18 protein-coding genes are annotated in these 15,072 nt (G+C 71.0%); 12 read left to right on the top strand and 6 right to left on the bottom strand.

What is annotated here, in order from left to right:
• Positions 1-37 precede the first annotated feature (37 nt).
• Positions 38-754: a PEPxxWA-CTERM sorting domain-containing protein gene (locus AC2D8W_RS19055; protein ID WP_484672848.1), complete on the bottom strand. Its 717-nt coding sequence runs from the start codon at positions 752-754 to the stop codon at positions 38-40.
• 186 nt (positions 755-940) lie between these two features.
• Positions 941-1,795, bottom strand: coding sequence for an MliC family protein (locus AC2D8W_RS19060; RefSeq protein ID WP_484672849.1), 855 nt, complete (start codon positions 1,793-1,795; stop codon positions 941-943).
• A gap of 129 nt (positions 1,796-1,924) precedes the next feature.
• Here AC2D8W_RS19060 and gap point away from each other — a divergent pair, with 129 nt between their 5' ends.
• From gap to AC2D8W_RS19090, 6 genes are all read left to right on the top strand, one after another.
• The gene (gap, locus tag AC2D8W_RS19065) at positions 1,925-2,935 is read left to right on the top strand and encodes a type I glyceraldehyde-3-phosphate dehydrogenase (protein WP_484672850.1); all 1,011 of its coding nucleotides are present in this window, start codon (positions 1,925-1,927) and stop codon (positions 2,933-2,935) included.
• Between the two features lie 145 nt (positions 2,936-3,080).
• Positions 3,081-4,280 carry a phosphoglycerate kinase gene (locus AC2D8W_RS19070; RefSeq protein WP_484672851.1) on the top strand — a complete coding sequence of 400 codons (1,200 nt, stop codon included), beginning with the start codon at positions 3,081-3,083 and terminating at the stop codon, positions 4,278-4,280.
• An 18-nt stretch (positions 4,281-4,298) separates the two neighbouring features.
• Positions 4,299-5,384, top strand: coding sequence for a class II fructose-bisphosphate aldolase (fba, locus tag AC2D8W_RS19075; protein WP_293482262.1), 1,086 nt, complete (start codon positions 4,299-4,301; stop codon positions 5,382-5,384).
• A gap of 36 nt (positions 5,385-5,420) precedes the next feature.
• The gene (locus AC2D8W_RS19080; protein ID WP_484672852.1) at positions 5,421-6,233 is read left to right on the top strand and encodes a TIGR02587 family membrane protein; all 813 of its coding nucleotides are present in this window, start codon (positions 5,421-5,423) and stop codon (positions 6,231-6,233) included.
• Position 6,234: 1 nt separating this feature from the next.
• Entirely contained in the window at positions 6,235-6,672 is a 438-nt protein-coding gene (locus tag AC2D8W_RS19085) for a hypothetical protein (protein ID WP_484672853.1), read from the top strand.
• Positions 6,673-6,731: 59 nt separating this feature from the next.
• Entirely contained in the window at positions 6,732-7,133 is a 402-nt protein-coding gene (locus AC2D8W_RS19090; protein WP_484672854.1) for a group II truncated hemoglobin, read from the top strand.
• A gap of 18 nt (positions 7,134-7,151) precedes the next feature.
• Here the strand turns inward: AC2D8W_RS19090 and AC2D8W_RS19095 are convergent, their stop codons facing one another.
• From AC2D8W_RS19095 to AC2D8W_RS19105, 3 genes are all read right to left on the bottom strand, one after another.
• Positions 7,152-8,801: an MFS transporter gene (locus AC2D8W_RS19095; RefSeq protein ID WP_484672855.1), complete on the bottom strand. Its 1,650-nt coding sequence runs from the start codon at positions 8,799-8,801 to the stop codon at positions 7,152-7,154.
• Positions 8,802-8,891: 90 nt separating this feature from the next.
• Complete coding sequence (gene bfr / locus AC2D8W_RS19100; RefSeq protein WP_484672856.1) at positions 8,892-9,374, bottom strand: bacterioferritin; 483 nt, start codon at positions 9,372-9,374, stop codon at positions 8,892-8,894.
• Between the two features lie 176 nt (positions 9,375-9,550).
• On the bottom strand, positions 9,551-9,736 hold the full coding sequence (locus AC2D8W_RS19105; protein WP_484672958.1) for a (2Fe-2S)-binding protein: 186 nt from the start codon (positions 9,734-9,736) through the stop codon (positions 9,551-9,553).
• Between the two features lie 247 nt (positions 9,737-9,983).
• On the opposite strand from AC2D8W_RS19105, the gene ppk2 reads away from it, so the two are divergent.
• The 3 genes from ppk2 (at position 9,984) to AC2D8W_RS19120 (ending at position 12,571) form a co-directional block, all read left to right on the top strand.
• A complete protein-coding gene (ppk2, locus tag AC2D8W_RS19110) occupies positions 9,984-11,084 on the top strand; it encodes a polyphosphate kinase 2 (protein WP_484672857.1) in 1,101 nt (366 codons plus the stop codon).
• Positions 11,085-11,163: 79 nt separating this feature from the next.
• On the top strand, positions 11,164-12,111 hold the full coding sequence (locus AC2D8W_RS19115; protein WP_484672858.1) for an alpha/beta hydrolase: 948 nt from the start codon (positions 11,164-11,166) through the stop codon (positions 12,109-12,111).
• Positions 12,112-12,250: 139 nt separating this feature from the next.
• Positions 12,251-12,571, top strand: coding sequence for a hypothetical protein (locus AC2D8W_RS19120; protein ID WP_484672859.1), 321 nt, complete (start codon positions 12,251-12,253; stop codon positions 12,569-12,571).
• Positions 12,572-12,580: 9 nt separating this feature from the next.
• Here the strand turns inward: AC2D8W_RS19120 and AC2D8W_RS19125 are convergent, their stop codons facing one another.
• Positions 12,581-13,048: a hypothetical protein gene (locus AC2D8W_RS19125; RefSeq protein WP_484672860.1), complete on the bottom strand. Its 468-nt coding sequence runs from the start codon at positions 13,046-13,048 to the stop codon at positions 12,581-12,583.
• Between the two features lie 124 nt (positions 13,049-13,172).
• Here AC2D8W_RS19125 and AC2D8W_RS19130 point away from each other — a divergent pair, with 124 nt between their 5' ends.
• The 3 genes from AC2D8W_RS19130 to AC2D8W_RS19140 all read left to right on the top strand — a co-directional run bounded on the left by AC2D8W_RS19130 (position 13,173) and on the right by AC2D8W_RS19140 (position 15,020).
• Positions 13,173-13,577 carry a host attachment protein gene (locus AC2D8W_RS19130; RefSeq protein WP_484672861.1) on the top strand — a complete coding sequence of 135 codons (405 nt, stop codon included), beginning with the start codon at positions 13,173-13,175 and terminating at the stop codon, positions 13,575-13,577.
• A gap of 61 nt (positions 13,578-13,638) precedes the next feature.
• Positions 13,639-14,079, top strand: coding sequence for a universal stress protein (locus tag AC2D8W_RS19135; protein ID WP_484672862.1), 441 nt, complete (start codon positions 13,639-13,641; stop codon positions 14,077-14,079).
• Between the two features lie 125 nt (positions 14,080-14,204).
• Positions 14,205-15,020, top strand: coding sequence for a PEPxxWA-CTERM sorting domain-containing protein (locus AC2D8W_RS19140; protein WP_484672863.1), 816 nt, complete (start codon positions 14,205-14,207; stop codon positions 15,018-15,020).
• The last annotated feature ends 52 nt before the right edge of the window (positions 15,021-15,072 follow it).

A 15,072-nucleotide genomic window follows, 5' to 3' on the forward strand; every position in this document is an offset into this window, starting at 1 on the left:
CGCCCGTTGGTGGGCGGGCGCGGGACCGTCACGAGCGTCAGGCGAGAGCCGTCCGCCGCCGCGCACGCAGCATCGCGCCCGCCCCGCCGAAGCCGAGGATGAGGAGCGCCCAGGTGGTGGGCTCGGGCACGGCCGTGCCGACGTAGATGTCGTCGAGGCCGATCAGGTCGCGGCCGTTCGAGGGGTTGGCGACGTTGGTGATGGTGATCGAGGTGATCAGGACGTCGGTGAGGCCGAAGAACAGGACGCCGCCGCCCGAGACCGAGCCCGGAAGGCCGAAATCCGTGACCGACCCGTCGCTGGAGGTGACCGAAATCGAGCCGAAGTTCGTCTCGACCCCAGTGAAGTACGCGCCGAACGAGCGCACGGCGCGGTCGAAGGAGAAGGTGAGCGTCGCCAGGTCGCTGAACTCGGACGTGAACCGCAGGAACCGGCTGCCGCCTGCGGTGGTGTTGTAGCCCAGGTTGGTCGTGTTCTCGTCGGTGACGCCGCTGAACGTCGGATCCGCGCCTGACAGCGAGGCGGTGACGCCCGAGCCCAGGTCGAGCGGGCTGGAGTAGCCCAGGGACACACCCTCGAAGTCGATGACCGGGCCGAGCGCGCCTGCGCTCGCCAGGAACGACGCCTGCGCGGCGGCCGAGTTCGGGCGGGCGTCCCCGGCGCCGGCGCCGTCGTCTTCGCCGTAGTACGTCGTTGCGTTCGCCGCCGTCCCCAGCAGGGACAGGCAGACGAGCGGGATGAGGTAGGCGCGCATGGTGAACTCCTCTGACTGGATGAACACCGTTCATTAACCTTTGCCGTGCGGCTTTGCACCTAAAAATAGAGTTGGCGCGGTCAGACTTTGGCATAGCCTGTTTTTTGAGCAGGCAATATTCGAAGAAAGATAGGCGCTTAGAACGATTCGCCGCGCACGGGATTAGCTCAACTCTGGATAGGAATTCTACGGTCGGCGTGTGGAGATGCCGGCGATCCGCCAGACCCGCCGCCCGGCGTCGGCGCCGGGAACGTCGTTGGCGCGGCGCAGGACGGCCTCGCCCTTCTCGTGCACCTCGGCGCCCGTGCGAAGCCGGCCATAGATGACCACCGGCACGCGCACGTAGACCGAGCCCGCCGCGCCTTCCGGCGCACCCGGCGCGCCGACCTGGGCGTCGTACTGCGCATAACGCTCGAAGCTGGCGGCGAAGGCCTGGGCGGTCGGGTAGCCCGAGGCCCTGCCGCCGTCGCGCCAGAGCGCCCACGCCTCGGCGTAGGCCTTCTGGCCGAGGTGGGCGTAGTAGGTCTGCACCACGTCGGCCGCGCCCTGCGGGCTGTCCGGCGCGAACGGCGCCTCGGAGATCGGCGTGCGGTCGTCAGGAAGGCCGCCGGGGGTCCCGGGCGCCGGCGGCTCCACCGGCGGCCAGTCCGTCCCGACCCGGGTGCAGGCGACGCCCGGATCGGTGGCCACGTCCTCCGCGGGCTTCAGCCGGGAAAGCCGTCCGTCGTCCGGGCCCTTCGTCCACCACTGCAGCCCCTCGCCGGCATAGCGGGCGCCGCTGGCCGAGATCGCCGTGGCCAGGCGATACGTCCGCCCGTCGAGCGTCACGGTCGCGGCGTTTCCGTCGTAGGCGGCGGTCAAGGCGCGGCCGTCCTCGCAGCGATAGGCCACCGGCGCGGCGGGCGCCTCGGCCCGGACCTGCGCCTGCGCCTGGGCGGGCGGCGGCGGCTCCGGCTCCGGGGTGCGGCTGCAGGCGAAGGTGAGCGCCAGCGTGGGGACGAGGACGGCGGCGGGCGCGACGTGACGGAGCTTCAGCGGCATGGGCCCGGAACGCGCTTCGCCCGAAATCGTCGCGTCGATCCGCCTCGCGTCCCAGGCGTCAGGGGTTGACTCGGACGCGCCCCGCCTCAAGAACCCGCCCACGAAAAAACCCCGAAGGAGCCCCGCCTCATGGCTGTCCGCGTCGCCATCAACGGTTTCGGTCGCATCGGCCGCCTGGTCCTGCGTTCGATCGTGGAGCATGGCCGCAAGGATATCCAGGTGGTCGCGATCAACGACCTGGGCCCGGTCGAGACCAACGCCCACCTGCTGCGCTACGACAGCGTGCACGGCCGCTTCCCGGCCGAGGTGAAGGTCGAGGGCGACACGATCGTGATCGCCGGCTACGCGCCGATCAAGGTCACCGCCATCCGCGACCCGAAGGACCTGCCGCACAAGGACCTGGGCGTCGACATCGCGCTCGAGTGCACCGGCATCTTCACCGCCAAGGACAAGGCTTCGGCCCACCTCGACGCGGGCGCCAAGCGCGTGATCATCTCGGCGCCGGGCGACGGCGTGGACAAGACCATCGTCTACGGCGTGAACCACGCCGCCCTCACGAAGGACGACGTGATCATCTCCAACGCGTCGTGCACCACCAACTGCCTCGCGCCGGTGGCCCACGTGCTGCAGGAGCTGTGCGGGATCGAGCGTGGCTACATGACCACGATCCACTCCTACACCGGCGACCAGCCCACGCTGGATACGATGCACAAGGACCTGTACCGCGCCCGCGCCGCGGCCATGTCGATGATCCCCACCTCGACCGGCGCCGCCAAGGCCCTGGGCCTGGTGATCCCGGCCCTGGCCGGCAAGCTGGACGGCTCGTCGATCCGCGTGCCGACCCCGAACGTCTCGGTGGTCGACCTGAAGTTCGTGCCCACCCGCGCCACCACCGTCGCCGACATCAACGCGGCGCTGGAAGCGGCCGCCAACGGCCCGCTGAAGGGCGTGCTGGCGGTGACCAAGGACCCGCTGGTCTCGATCGACTTCAACCACAATCCGGCGTCCTCGACCGTGGCCCTGCCGCAGACCCAGATCGTCGACGGCGGCCTCTGCCGCGTCCTCAGCTGGTACGACAACGAGTGGGGCTTCTCGACCCGCATGAGCGACACCGCCGTCCACATGGCGTCGCTGATCTAGGCGGGCGATCCCGGCGCTGCGTCCCCTTCGCCGTCATCCCGGCCGGAGCGCAGCGCAGAGCCGGGACCCAGCAAGTCCGGGCTGCGGCTGCTGGGTCCCGGATCGGCCTGCGGCCGTCCGGGATGACGAGCTTTGGGGAAGGCCATTGAGCCAGAACTTCAAGACCCTCGACGACGCGGACCTCTCCGGCAAGCGCGCCCTGGTCCGCGTGGACTTCAACGTGCCCATGCAGGACGGTGCGGTGACCGACGACACCCGCCTGCGGGCCGCGCTGCCGACCATAGACAAGCTGCGGCAGGGCGGGGCCAGGACCATCCTGCTCGCCCACTTCGATCGGCCGAAGGGCAAGCGCGTCCCCGAGATGAGCCTGAAGCCGGTGGTCGGGCCGCTCGCGAAGCTGGTCGGCGCGCCGGTCGCCTTCGCCGACGACTGCGTGGGCGACGACGCCGCCAGGGCCGTGGCGGCCATGAAGGACGGCGACGTCCTGCTGCTGGAGAACGTCCGCTACCACGCCGGCGAGGAGAAGAACGACGCCGAGTTCGCGGCGGCCCTGGCGGCCAACGGCGACCTCTTCGTCAACGACGCCTTCTCGGCCGCGCATCGGGCGCACGCCTCGACGGAGGGCCTCGCCCGCCGCCTGCCCGCCTACGCCGGCGAGCAGATGCGCAAGGAGCTGGACGCCCTGGACGCCGCGCTGGGCAATCCGCAGCGGCCGGTGCTGGGCATCGTCGGCGGCGCGAAGGTGTCGACCAAGCTCGACCTCCTGAACAACCTCGTCGGCAAGCTGGACTACCTGGCCATCGGCGGCGGCATGGCCAACACCTTCTGCTACGCGCAGGGCGCCGAGATCGGCGGCTCGCTCTGCGAGAAGGACATGGCCGACACCGCCCGCGAGATCCTGACGAAGGCGCAGGCCTCGGGATGCCGCATCATCCTGCCGACGGACGTGGTGGTGGCCCGGGAGCTGACGGCGGGCGCGCCCAGCCGCACCATCGCGCTGTCGGACGGGGTCCCCGCCGACGAGAAGATCTTCGACGTGGGCCCGCAGACGCTTCAGCGCGTGCTGGAGGCCATGGGCGAGGCCAGGACGCTGATCTGGAACGGCCCCTTCGGCGTCTTCGAGGTGGAACCGTTCGACAAGGCCACGGTTGAAGCGGCGAAGACCGCCGCGAAGCTCGCCGTGTCCGGGAAGCTTGTGGCGGTGGCCGGCGGCGGTGATACCGTGGCGGCCCTCAACGCGGCCGGCGTCGCGGGCGACTTCACGTTCGTCTCAACGGCGGGCGGCGCGTTTCTTGAATGGATGGAAGGCAAGGAGCTGCCCGGCGTGGCGGCTCTGGCCCGATAAAAGACAGCTGGGGACCCGATGGCCAGGATTACGCTTCGACAGCTTCTCGATCACGCCGCCGAGCACGGCTACGGCGTGCCCGCGTTCAACATCAACAACATGGAACAGGCGCTGGCGATCATGGAGGCCGCGGAGGCCACCAACTCGCCCGTGATCATGCAGGCCTCGCGCGGGGCGCGGTCCTACGCCAACGACATCGTGCTGAAGCACCTGATCGACGCGATGGCCGAGATGTACCCGGACATCCCGATCTGCATGCACCAGGATCACGGCAACAACGAAGCCACCTGCGCCACGGCGATCCAGTACGGCTTCACCTCGGTGATGATGGACGGCTCGCTGAAGGCCGACGGCAAGACGCCCGCCGACTACGACTACAACGTCAAGGTGACCCGCAACGTCGTGGACATGGCCCACTGGGTCGGCGCCTCGGTGGAGGGCGAACTGGGCGTTCTGGGCTCGCTCGAGACCGGCATGGGCGAGAAGGAGGACGGCCACGGCTTCGAGGGCAAGCTGGGCCACGACCAGCTCCTGACCGATCCCGACCAGGCCGTGGAGTTCGTGAAGGCCACCGAGGTCGACGCCCTGGCCATCGCCATGGGCACCAGCCACGGGGCCTACAAGTTCACGCGCCAGCCGGACGGCGACGTCCTCGCCATGCACGTGATCGAAGAGATCCACCGCCGCCTGCCGAACACCCACCTGGTGATGCACGGCTCCAGCTCGGTGCCGCAGGACCTGCAGGACCTGATCAACAAGTACGGCGGCCAGATGCCCCAGACCTGGGGCGTCCCGGTCGAGGAGATCCAGCGCGGCATCAAGCACGGCGTGCGCAAGATCAACATCGACACCGACAACCGCATGGCCATCACCGCGGCGATCCGCCAGGTCTTCACCGAGAAGCCCGGCGAGTTCGACCCGCGCGGCTATCTGAAGCCGGCGAAGGAGGCGATGCGCAAGGTGTGCATCCAGCGCTTCGAGGAGTTCGGCACGGCGGGCCACGCCGACAAGATCAAGCCGATCCCGCTCTCGGCCATGGCCAAGCGCTATCAGGCCGGCGAGCTCGCGCCGAAGATCGGCGTGACGAAGGTCGCCGCCGAGTAACGGAGCCAGCTGCGCCGTTCGCGCGTTAGCGTCGCCATGACGGCGACCGCTTCCGGCGAGGGCGACTACGCGCGCGGCCTGGCGAGGGCCGCCGCCGGGGCGCTGATCTTCGGCTTCCCGCTGCTGATGACCATGGAGATGTGGGAGCTGGGCTTCCACATGGACCGGGTGCGCCTGGCGCTCTTCGTCGTGGTGACCGCCGCCGTCGTCTTCGGCCTGGCCCGCTTCGCCGGCTTCCGGAACGAGACGTCGCTCGCCGACGACGCCCTGGACACCCTGGCGGCGTTGTTGGTGGGCTTCGTGGTCTCCGCGCTGCTGCTGTGGGTGTTCGGCCTGCTCGGGCCGCAGGCCGGCTTGCGCGAGGCGGTGGGCATGATCGCCGTGCAGGCCGCGCCCGCCAGCATGGGCGCGGTCCTGGCCAACAAGCAGCTGCAGCAGGGCGCCGTGCGCACGCCGGCGGAGGATCGGGCGGGCTACGCGGGCGAGCTGTTCCTGATGACCGCCGGGGCGCTGTTCCTCGCCTTCAACGTCGCGCCGACGGAAGAGATGATCCTCATCGGGTTCAAGATGAGCCCCTGGCACGCGGCGGCGCTGGTCCTCTTGTCGCTGACGACGCTGCACGCCCTGGTGTTCACCGTCGGGTTCGCGGGACAGCACGGCCACGAAAGCCATCTCCGCGCCTTCCTCCATTTCACGCTCGCCGGCTACGGCCTCGCGCTGCTGGTGAGCGTCTACGTGCTGTGGACCTTCGGCCGCTTCGAGAGCGGGCTCAGCGAGGCGGTCCGCGCCGTCGTCGTCCTGGGCTTCCCCTCGGCCGTCGGGGCCGCGATCGCCCGGCTGGTGGTGTGAGATGGCGACACGCCGGCCGACGTCGAAACCCGCCGCGAAACCCGCGGCGAAGCGGACCGCGGCGAAGCGGACCCCGGCCCTCGAATGGGCCGCCGCCGCCCTGGGCCTCGTCGCCACGGCCGGGGTGCTCGGCTATTCGGTGTGGGAGGGCCTGACGGACCATGCCGACCCGCCCCGGCTGAGCCTGTCGGCAGGCGCCCCCGAATCCACGCCGGCGGGCTTCGCCGTGCCGGTCACGGTGCGCAACGACAGCTACGCCACCGCGGCCGACGTCGAGGTGCGCGCCGTGCTCGAGGCCGGCGGACGGGTGGTCGAGGAGCGCCGCGCCTCGTTCGCCTATGTCCCGGGGCGCGGCGAAGCCCGGGGCGGCGTGCTCTTCCGGGCCGACCCCTCCGGCGGCCGCGTCAGCCTCGAGGCCGAGGGCTGGCAGGACCCCTGAGGCGCGGCGCCTTGATCCGCATCAAAACCGGCGGCGCAGGCAGGGCCTAGGCTGGCCGCATGTCCGTCGCGCCCGAACTTCCGACCCGCAGCCCGTACGAAGCCTTCGGCGGCGAGGCCGGCATCCGCCGCCTGGTGGACGCCTTCTACGACGTGATGGACGGCGACCCGGCGGCCGCGGGGATCCGGGCCATGCACGGCGACGACCTCGGCGCGATCCGCCAGCGCCTCGCCGACTGGCTGGTCGGCTGGATGGGCGGGCCTCCGGTCTACGGACAGCGCCACCCCGGCCGCCCCTGCATCATGTCGGCCCACGCGCCCTACGCCATCGGCGCCGAGGAGGCCGGGCAATGGATGGCCTGCATGCGCAAGGCGATGCTGCTGGAGCCGCCGCCCGCCGACTGGCGCGCGCCGCTCGAGGAGGCCTTCCGGCGCATGTGCGAGAGCCTGCGCAGCCACTGAGGCGCGAGGCTCCGAGCCTCACGCCTCGATCGGGTTTCCGCGCATCTCCCGGATGAAGAAGAGGCCCACCACGGCGGTGAAGGCCGCCACGGCGATGGGATACCAGAGGCCGAAGTAGATGTTCCCCGTCGCCGCCACCATGGCGAAGGCGGTCGTCGGCAGGAAGCCGCCCAGCCAGCCGTTGCCGAGGTGGTAGGGCAGCGACATGGACGTGTAGCGGATCCGCGCCGGGAACATCTCGACCAGCGCCGCGGCGATCGGGCCGTAGACCATGGTCACGTAGAGCACGAGCAGGAACAGCAGGCCCACGACCATGGGCCTGTCGACCTTGGCCGGGTCGGCCTTGGCGGGGTAGCCAGCGGCCGTGAGGATCGTGCCGAGCTGCTTGCCGAACGCCGCCTTGCGCGCCGCGGCGTCGGCCGGCGCGGCGTCGGGCGAGGCGATCTCGACCTGCCCGACCCGGACGATGGCGCCCGAAGTCCCCGGCGGCGCGGCCGCGTTCTCGTAGCTGACGCCCGCGGTGGCGAGCGTCGACTTGGCGATGTCGCAGCCGCTCGAGAAGACCGTCTTGCCCACGGGATCGAACTGGAACGAACAGTCCGCCGGATTGGCGATCACCGTCACCGGCGCCCGCGCCGTGGCGTGGGCGAGGTCCGGATTGGCCGCCTCGGTCAGCGCCTTGAAGATCGGGAAGTAGGTGAGCGCGGCGATGACGCAGCCTGTGAGGATCACCGGCTTGCGGCCGACCTTGTCCGAGAGCCAGCCGAAGACGATGAAGAACGGCGTCCCCAGCGCCAGCGCGATGGCGACCAGGGTGTTGGTGAGCGCCCCGTCGACCTTCAGCATGCGCTCGAGGAAGAACAGCGCGTAGAACTGGCCGGTGTACCAGACCACCGCCTGGCCCGCGGTGAGCCCCGCCAGCGCCAGGATCACCAGCTTGAGGTTCGACCACTGGCCGAAGCTCTCCTTGAGCGGTCTCTTCGAGGTCTTGCCCTCGTCCACCATCTGCTGGAACACCGGGCTCTCGTTGAGCCGCAGGCGGATCCAGAGCGAGACGCCCAGCAGCAGGATCGAGACCAGGAACGGGATGCGCCAGCCCCAGGCCTTGAAAGCGTCCTCGCCGATCTGGGCGCGGACCACCAGGATCACGATCAGCGAGAGGAAGAGGCCCGCCGTCGCCGTCGTCTGGATCCAGCTGGTGTAGAGGCCGCGCTTGCCCGGCGGCGCATGCTCGGCCACGTAGGTCGCCGCCCCGCCGTACTCGCCGCCCAGCGCCAGGCCCTGCACCAGCCGCAGGGTGATCAGCAGGATCGGCGCGGCCACGCCGATCGTCTCGTAGCTGGGCAGCAGGCCCACGACGAAGGTCGACAGGCCCATCAGCAGCATGGTCACGAGGAAGGTGTTCTTGCGGCCCCACAGGTCGCCCAGGCGGCCGAAGACGATCGCCCCGAACGGCCGCACCGCGAACCCGGCGGCGAAGGCCAACAGGGCGAAGATGTAGCCGGTGACCTCGTTCACGCCCGAGAAGAAGTGGGCCGTGATGAAGCTGGCCAGCGAGCCGTAGAGGTAGAAGTCGTACCACTCGAACACGGTGCCCACGGAGGCGCCGGCGATCACGCCGACGTTCCCCCGCCGCGCCGCGGGCGCCGCCTCCCCTGCCGCCGCCATGCCGTCCCTCCCCCGCTTTCGTTGGCGGGACGGTAGGGCCTCGCCGCGCCCGCGGCCAGCCCCCAGGGGCCGCGGCGGGGACGCTGCGGATCAGCCCTCGGGCAGCTCGCCCATGGCGCTCTGCAGGTAGTTCTGCTCGCCCAGGCTCTTCACCAGGCTGAGCTGGGTCTCAAGGTAGTCGATGTGCTCCTCGGTGTCCTCGAGGATCTCGCGCAGCACCTCGCGGGAGACGAAATCGGCCTGCGCCTCGCACAGCTTGATGCCCTCGATGAGCGTCTGGCGCCCGCCCACCTCCACCGCGAGGTCGGCGGTCAGTCCCTCGACCACGGTCTCGCCGATCGAGAGCTTGTGCAGGTCCTGCAGGTTCGGCAGGCCGTCGAGGAAGAGGATGCGCTTGATGAGCTTGTCGGCGTGCTTCATCTCGCCGATCGACTCTTCATAGGTGATCTTGCCGAGGCGGGCGAAGCCCCAGTTCTCGTACATCCGCGCGTGCAGGTAATACTGGTTCACGGCGGTCAATTCATTGGTGAGGACCGCATTGAGCATGCGGATGATCCCCTTGTCGCCCTGCATTGAAACCGCCTCCGATCAAATCAACCCGCCTCGAATGCCTTTGGCTCCGGGGCGCTGTCAAAGACAATGTCTGCGAGTGATTTGCGGTTGCTGCGAAAAGCCGGGATTCGGCTGAGAATGATTTGCGATTGCTGTGTTTTCGCCCCGTCTGGGCGAGCCGGAGCGTCGCGGGGCGCCTACTCGGCGGCGTAGCGCAGCGCCTCGCGATCCTCGTGCAGGATCTCGCGCATGTCGCAGACGCAGCGCGCGCACTGCGGCCTGGAATCGCACGCCTTGAAGATTTGCGCCGGGCGCGTGGCGCCCGCGGCGATGGCGGCCCGCACGTCGCGCTCCCGGATGCCATTGCAGTTGCAGACGTACATGGGGCGCGGAGGCTCCTGGCTGACCCGTCCCATGTAGCCCATTGCGAACGCGTTTGCAAGTCATTCGCAATACCGTTCGGGAGCTTGAAGCCGCCGCGGGCCTGGGCGTGTGGAGCGCTGGGCGGCGAGGCCCTGGTCGACGGCAAGCCCTACTCGCCCGCCGGGGCGCATGATCCAGATCAAGGCGCCGGCCCCCGCGCCGAGGCACGAAAGGCGCTTGTCCCGCGCGATCGAAGAGCGAACCCGCATGAGCATCGCCAAGGCCGGTCTGGGCCATCGTCCCGCAGTCCGCCCGGTGGAGCCCGAGCCGGCCCCCACCACCGAGCAGGTCACGAAGCTCGCCGTCGCCGGCGCGATCGAGGGCGCGCAGGACGCCGAGCTCGCGGCCCTGCGCGCGATCGGCGGCGCCGGCGCCGAGGGGGTCGATGCGATCCTGGAGGGCGACGCCCCCGACGACGCGGCCGCCATGCAGCGGGCCCTGGGCGCGCCGGTGAAGGCGAGGACGCCCCGCCGCACCCGTGACGACCTGGCCGACAACTGGCGGCAGGGCGGCTATCCCTACAAGTACAAGATGCTGCGCCGCGACTACGAGGAGCAGAAGTTCGTCCTGCAGACCGAGCTCCTGAAGCTGCAGGCCTGGGTGAAGGACTCCCGCCAGCGGGTGGTGATCCTGTTCGAGGGCCGCGACGCCGCCGGCAAGGGCGGCGCCATCAAGCGCTTCATGGAGCACCTGAATCCGCGCGGCGCGCGCGTCGTGGCCCTGGAGAAGCCCAGCGAGGTCGAGCGGGGACAGTGGTACTTCCAGCGCTACGTCCAGCACCTGCCGACGGCGGGCGAGATCGTCCTCTTCGACCGCAGCTGGTACAACCGCTCGGGCGTCGAGCGCGTCATGGGATTCTGCACGCCCGCCGAGTACGAGGAGTTCCTGCGCCAGGCGCCCGAGTTCGAGCGCAACCTGGTCCGCAGCGGCATCCACCTGATCAAGTTCTGGTTCTCGGTCAGCCGCGACGAGCAGCGCCGGCGCTTCAAGGAGCGGCAGGTGCATCCGCTGAAGCAGTGGAAGCTCTCGCCGGTCGACCTGGCGTCGCTGGACAAGTGGGACGACTACACCCGCGCCAAGGAGGCGATGTTCTTCCACACCGACACCGCCGACTCGCCCTGGACGGTCGTGAAGTCGGACGACAAGAAGCGCGCCCGGCTGAACGCCATGCGCTACGTGCTGCACTCGCTGCCCTACGCGGGCAAGGACATCGACCGCATCGGCGCCGTCGACGACCTGCTGGTGGGCCGCGCGAACATCATCCACGAGCGGGGCGAGCACGACCTCGCGAGCGGCCGGTACGTCTGAGGCCTACCCGCAGGCGATTGCCCGGGTCGGACCGGCGCGGCAGAGTGGCGGCCCGCCTGGCCTCAAGGACCCGCCGCGCATGGGCAGCCGCCATCTCGTCGACACCCAGCTGCTGCCGCTGCTGGACACCATCCCGCCCCTGCAGCTGAGCGTCGAGGCGCTGCCGGCCATCCGGTCGCGGCCGGTGATGTTCCAGCCCGACCCGGCGGACGTGGCGCGCACCGATCTCGAGGTCCGGACCATCCCCGGCCCCGCCGGCGCGCCCGGCGTCGAGGTGCTGATCTACCGGCCGCGGGAGGGCGCCGGACCGCGCCCGTGCATCCTGCACATCCACGGCGGCGGCTTCGTCACCGGCGACGCGCGGGGCCAGGAGGCGGCGCATCGGCGGCTGGCGGCGCAGCTGGGCTGCGCGATCGTCTCGGTGAACTATCGCCTGGCGCCCGAGACGGTGTTCCCCGGCGCCGTGGAGGACTGCTACGCGGCGCTGTCCTGGGTGATGGCCGAGGCGGACGGGCTCGGCGTCGACCGGGCCCGCGTCGGCGTCATGGGCGAGAGCGCGGGCGGCGGCCACGCCGCGGCCCTGGCCCTGCTCGCGCGCGACCGCGGCGAGCATCGCCTGGCCTTCCAGCACCTCATCTATCCGATGATCGACGACCGGACCTGCGTGGCCGCCGATCCGCATCCGTTCGTCGGCGACTACGTCTGGACCCGCGAGGCGAACCGCTTCGGCTGGGAGAGCCTGCTGGGCCACCCGCCCGGCCGCGAAGACGTCTCGCCCTACGCCGCCCCGGCCCGGGCCCAGGACCTGGCGGGCCTTCCGCCGACCTACCTCGCCACGGCCGCCCTCGACCTCTTCCTGGAGGAGAACCTCGAGTTCGCCCGCCGCCTGACCCGCGCCGGCGTGCCCGTCGAGCTGCACGTCTATCCGGGCGCCTTCCACGGCTTCCAATGGGCGGCCGCCTCGGACGTGGCCCGCACCGCCGCCCGCGACACCGAAGCCGCCCTGGCCCGGGCCTTCGCGGGGTAGGCCACGGGCCGACCTGCGTCCGCTTCTGGCGGCGGCGCGGCTTCTCCTGTGGACAGGTCGTGCGGGGAGTCGCCAAGGCCGCGGACTTCGGCGACGAAGCGCCCGGCCCGGGGATTCCACCAAGCGAGGTCGAGACGCCATGCGGGAGAGCGCCGCCGAGTATCACAGCCGCCACGCGGGCATGCTCGCCTGGAGCGGGGCCGACGAGGGCTGGAAGCGCCGGAGCGCCGGCGACGTCGCCTACGTCCTCGAGGCGCTGGGGGCCACGCCCGACGGCTTCGCCCGGGTGCTCGCCCTCGCCGCCGACATCACCCCGGGACACGTGCCGGCAGGGCTCGTCGACGTCGCGCCCGGGTTCCGGATCGGCGTCAACCGCCTCCCGACGGACCATCCCACCGGCGAGCCGCTCGGCGTCTACGGCCGCGCGGTCGTGGTCGCCTGGACCACCAGCCCGAGGTAGCCGCCGAGATCAGGGCCGGCGCAGCGCCAGCGCCACGACCGCCGCGCCCGCCGCGATCACCAGCGCGTCCTCGATCAGGCCGCTGCGCGTCTGCCCCATCCGGGCCATGGCGCGCCTGCGCCCGCCCAGGGTGAGGTAAGCCAGCGGGGCCGCGGCGCCGACGGCCAGGATGGCGCCGGCCCGCTCACGGCCGCGCGGCGCGAGGGCCGCGCCGGCGATGCCCGCGCTGAGCGTGCGGGCGAGCAGGCCCAGGGGCGTGGTCCGGTCCGGCGCCGACCTGAGCTTGTCGCCGAGCAGCTCACCCACGCCCAGGGCCAGGGCGCCCGATCGGAACAGGGGCCGGTCGAGCAGGAACAGCCGGCCCGGCGTGCGGCCGCCGGCGAGGCGGGCGGCCGCGAGCACCGCCATCGGGGTCATCGCACGCGCGCCGGCGACGGCGCCGATCAGGGCGGAGGGGATCAGTCCGGGAAGCGCCATGCCCTCGGAACACCGCAGCCGGGCTTCGGTTCAGCGACGCTTGAGCCAGATCAACGGCCGCGGGCTCCCGGGGCGCCAGACTGCGTGTCGGATCGTCCCGAAGCGGGGACCGAGGGAGTAGGACATGATCCTGGAGCATGGCGACGTCGTCGCAGTGGTCGATGGCGCGAAGTTCGAGCTGTACCGGAACCAGGGGACCGAGATCGAGCCCGTCCTGTCGCGCCTGCCGACGCCCGTGCTCCGCGAGACCAACAAGTCCGGGGGCGCGCACCACTACACGAGCTCGGGCAATCCGTCGGGCCACCTGCTGGACGAGGACGCCCACGCCGCCGCGGTGGTCGACTGGCTCAACCAGCAGGTGCTCGGTCACAAGATTGCGCGTTTGGTGGTGATCGCCGCGCCCCGTACACTCGGCGAGATGCGACGGCACTACCACAAGGCGCTGCGCGCCGCTGTGCTCAGCGAGTTCCCGCGCGACGTGGCGGGGCGCGGCGAGCAGGCGGTGCTGCGCACGCTGAAGGAAACCTGAGGCCGACCGGCCGCTCGCGGCCGCGCTGCCAAGCCGAACGCACACACGAGGGAGCCGCGAGATGTACAAGTCCATTCTCATACCGACCGACGGATCGGAGTTTGCGGGCAAGGGCGTCGAGGCGGGCCTCGCGCTCGCCAAGGCGCTGGGCGCGCAGGCGACGGTCGTGATGGTGACGGAGTCCATCCCGACCTTCGTGGGGCTGGACGGCGGGGCCTACGCCGCCGCCTTCGCCGACTTCGACAAGGATCAGTCCGAGAGCGCCGCCAAGGCGCTGGCGGCGGTCAAGCAGCGGGCCGACGCCCTCGGCGTCACCGCCCGGACGCAGCACGTCGGCCGCTCCCAGCCGGCCGAGGCGATCCTGGCCACGGCCAAGTCCGAAGGCTGCGACCTCATCGTCATGGCGTCCCACGGCCGCCGCGGGGTTCGCCGGCTCATCCTCGGCAGCCAGACCGCCGAGGTGCTGGCGCACAGCCCCGTGCCGGTGCTGGTCGTCCCCTAGCGACGAGGCGGGCGCGATCCGACCGGTCGTACGACCTCGCCGAGAGCGTCGTAAGACTCTGGTCGAATTGACGAATTTCCGACGACGACCCTGAATGGCGCCACTCGACGCCATCCAGAGGTCCCATGCGCACCGTCCATTTCGCGCTCGCCGCCGCACTGGCCGTTTCCGCCACGCCGGCCGCCGCGGCCGTCCATTTCACCCTGACCGGCGTGGTCACGTCCGGCTCGGACAACGGCTTCGCCCTTCCCGGCTTCGACGCCCCGTTCGGCACGCCGCCGTACGGCATCAACTTCGTGACGGGCGAGACGTACGGATCCCCCATCGGCCGGACCTTCACCCTGGCGATCACTGTGGACACCTCGCGCGGCGTGCACGAGAGCTACCCCTTCAGCGAGGTCTACTACGGCTCCGATGCCGACAGCCCCGGCGTGGCGGCCTTCACGCTGAACGGGATCACCTACGAGATGGGCCGCTACAGCGACTCCACCGCCTTCGCCGGCCTGGAGAAGTACAACGGGCCTGCCGAGGACAGCCTCGGGGGAAACTTCGTCTCCACGCGGAACCGTCCGCCGATGAGCGGCCCGTTCACCCAGTTCTCCGGCAACCTGACGTTCGGGCTGGGGCTGCCCGCCGACATCTTCGGAACCCCGGACTTCGGCGAGCCGATTTCCTGGAGCGGGGTCCCGACGGGCGGATCCGGCCACCTGCAGATCGCGCTGCAGAACACCGACGGCTCTCCCGGCTCCTTTGTGACCGCGGCGGCCCGCACCGCGGACCTCTACCTGCGCTTCGACAGCCTGACGGTGACCACGGACCCGATCGCCAGTCCCGGCGGCGTTCCGGAGCCTTCGGCCTGGGCGCTGATGATCCTGGGCTTCGGCCTGGCCGGGACCGTGCTCCGCAGCAGCGTGCGCGGAGGCCGTCCGCGCGCGGTTTGACCGGCTGCAACGCATCCGCTAACGGCGAAGGCTGAGCGCCGCCCCTGAGCCC

This window comes from Phenylobacterium sp. T106 (assembly GCF_057219735.1).

What these genes read in the sequence shown, in the direction of transcription:
- AC2D8W_RS19055 (WP_484672848.1), bottom strand. Translation starts at nt 754, where the DNA reads ATGCGCGCCTACCTCATCCCGCTCGTCTGCCTGTCCCTGCTGGGGACG.
- AC2D8W_RS19060 (WP_484672849.1), bottom strand. Translation starts at nt 1,795, where the DNA reads ATGCCGCTGAAGCTCCGTCACGTCGCGCCCGCCGCCGTCCTCGTCCCC.
- gap (WP_484672850.1), top strand. Translation starts at nt 1,925, where the DNA reads ATGGCTGTCCGCGTCGCCATCAACGGTTTCGGTCGCATCGGCCGCCTG.
- fba (WP_293482262.1), top strand. Translation starts at nt 4,299, where the DNA reads ATGGCCAGGATTACGCTTCGACAGCTTCTCGATCACGCCGCCGAGCAC.
- AC2D8W_RS19080 (WP_484672852.1), top strand. Translation starts at nt 5,421, where the DNA reads ATGACGGCGACCGCTTCCGGCGAGGGCGACTACGCGCGCGGCCTGGCG.
- AC2D8W_RS19085 (WP_484672853.1), top strand. Translation starts at nt 6,235, where the DNA reads ATGGCGACACGCCGGCCGACGTCGAAACCCGCCGCGAAACCCGCGGCG.
- AC2D8W_RS19090 (WP_484672854.1), top strand. Translation starts at nt 6,732, where the DNA reads ATGTCCGTCGCGCCCGAACTTCCGACCCGCAGCCCGTACGAAGCCTTC.
- AC2D8W_RS19095 (WP_484672855.1), bottom strand. Translation starts at nt 8,801, where the DNA reads ATGGCGGCGGCAGGGGAGGCGGCGCCCGCGGCGCGGCGGGGGAACGTC.
- bfr (WP_484672856.1), bottom strand. Translation starts at nt 9,374, where the DNA reads ATGCAGGGCGACAAGGGGATCATCCGCATGCTCAATGCGGTCCTCACC.
- AC2D8W_RS19105 (WP_484672958.1), bottom strand. Translation starts at nt 9,736, where the DNA reads ATGTACGTCTGCAACTGCAATGGCATCCGGGAGCGCGACGTGCGGGCC.
- ppk2 (WP_484672857.1), top strand. Translation starts at nt 9,984, where the DNA reads ATGAGCATCGCCAAGGCCGGTCTGGGCCATCGTCCCGCAGTCCGCCCG.
- AC2D8W_RS19115 (WP_484672858.1), top strand. Translation starts at nt 11,164, where the DNA reads ATGGGCAGCCGCCATCTCGTCGACACCCAGCTGCTGCCGCTGCTGGAC.
- AC2D8W_RS19120 (WP_484672859.1), top strand. Translation starts at nt 12,251, where the DNA reads ATGCGGGAGAGCGCCGCCGAGTATCACAGCCGCCACGCGGGCATGCTC.
- AC2D8W_RS19125 (WP_484672860.1), bottom strand. Translation starts at nt 13,048, where the DNA reads ATGGCGCTTCCCGGACTGATCCCCTCCGCCCTGATCGGCGCCGTCGCC.
- AC2D8W_RS19130 (WP_484672861.1), top strand. Translation starts at nt 13,173, where the DNA reads ATGATCCTGGAGCATGGCGACGTCGTCGCAGTGGTCGATGGCGCGAAG.
- AC2D8W_RS19135 (WP_484672862.1), top strand. Translation starts at nt 13,639, where the DNA reads ATGTACAAGTCCATTCTCATACCGACCGACGGATCGGAGTTTGCGGGC.
- AC2D8W_RS19140 (WP_484672863.1), top strand. Translation starts at nt 14,205, where the DNA reads ATGCGCACCGTCCATTTCGCGCTCGCCGCCGCACTGGCCGTTTCCGCC.